The organism is Moorena sp. SIO4E2, from assembly GCF_010671945.1.
In the GTDB taxonomy this organism is placed as follows: domain Bacteria; phylum Cyanobacteriota; class Cyanobacteriia; order Cyanobacteriales; family Coleofasciculaceae; genus Moorena; species Moorena producens.
Map to the genome: position 1 here is coordinate 1 of NZ_JAAHIE010001263.1, position 1,326 is coordinate 1,326.

Sequence of the window (1,326 nt, forward strand, 5' to 3'; positions counted from 1 at the left end):
GACAAGGTAAAAGCAATCGAGAAATTGCAGCCGCCCTTAATCTGACCGAAGGCACGATTAAAAATCATCTAACTAATATTTTCTGTGAGTTGGATGTTCGCGATCGCACTCAGGCTGCCCTCTGGGCCCATCAGCATCTTTAATGTGCATGAGATTAAACTATTTTATCACTATTTTATCTGGAAAATCATCATGGCAGAGCTTTTTTGGGAAAAACTAAACTGCAAGAACCAACCCACCGGATGATGGGAGCATGTCACTTATGCAGAACATTTGTACGCTGATCTGGGTAATAGGTAATGGGTAATAGGTAATGGGTAATAGGTAATAGGGGGAGCATGTCACAAATGCCGAATATTTGTACATTATCTATAGCCCCCTCATGGGTTTAAGCTTGCTCTAATGGTACATAGTACTAATGTTTCAGCAACGCAAGACCTGCTCCCCCGGATGATTACCTGAGTTTGACGTAATAAAAATAGCAATAATTCCGGAATTTGGACAAATATTTTCTGAATTAAACTATCATATTTTATAGCCGTATAAGTATAGATTAGGACGTTAAATAAACAGCCAAATCAACTCTTAATACGATTTTTTTCGATAGTTATTATTGATTTTATCACTCGATTTTTAATCGAAAATCAATAATGTTCTATTTTCTTTAAATCAGGAGAATAGGGGGGCAAATAGTAAGGTGCGCGCCTCCAAGGGCGCGAGCAATTCCTCGCGCCCTTGGGTAGCACCTGAAGTTAACAACCGGCTGATTCAACTAATTATCGAATTTTTTATCCTCTCTTGGTGCGCGTGACCTAGGCGTTCGCGGAGCGGCGACCTAGGAGTTGGAAACCTCACGGTCGCACCGCTATGTAAACTAGCTTGTCTGGCTTCTTTTTAGAAATTTTTTCTAGAAACTCTTGCCTTTTTTATTCATCCCTTTCTCGATAACCGTAAGTTTTTTTTTCGGGTATAACCGATTTTTTTTAAGGCAATACCAAAAGTCCTATCACTAATCTTTTCGTAAGCATTCAGCCGTCAGCCGTCAGCCGTCAGCCGTCAGCCGTCAGCTAAAGTAACTCAGCATTATTCCAATGCTTACCTGTTGTCTTGATCCCAAGCGCGAGTGGGGGAAACCACGGCAGCGCGGTCATGGGGGGAACCCCCAAGACCGTAATGGTGCGTTTTCCGTAGGCGAATTTAATTCGCCACGGGTCGCACCTCTGCCTCCCCAAGACCGTAATGGTGCGTTTGACCCGTAATTAAATTCGCCACGGGTCGCACCTCTGCATCGCTTATTCAAAAGCACCATCTGTAGCACCTCAAGTA

Annotated in this window: 2 protein-coding genes and 1 pseudogene; 2 read left to right on the forward strand and 1 reads right to left on the reverse strand. The window is 43.0% G+C overall.

The window, feature by feature from the left end; all coding sequences use genetic code 11:
* A partial coding sequence (locus F6K37_RS42770) for a response regulator transcription factor (RefSeq protein ID WP_287257269.1) occupies positions 1-143 on the forward strand: 143 nt, incomplete at its 5' end.
* Between the two features lie 723 nt (positions 144-866).
* On the opposite strand, the pseudogene F6K37_RS42780 reads toward F6K37_RS42770, so the two are convergent.
* Positions 867-1,020, reverse strand: a pseudogene (locus F6K37_RS42780) (IS630 family transposase); the annotation flags it as partial.
* Positions 1,021-1,091: 71 nt separating this feature from the next.
* Between F6K37_RS42780 and F6K37_RS42785 the strand changes: the two are divergent.
* Entirely contained in the window at positions 1,092-1,259 is a 168-nt protein-coding gene (locus F6K37_RS42785) for a hypothetical protein (RefSeq protein ID WP_154659821.1), read from the forward strand.
* The last annotated feature ends 67 nt before the right edge of the window (positions 1,260-1,326 follow it).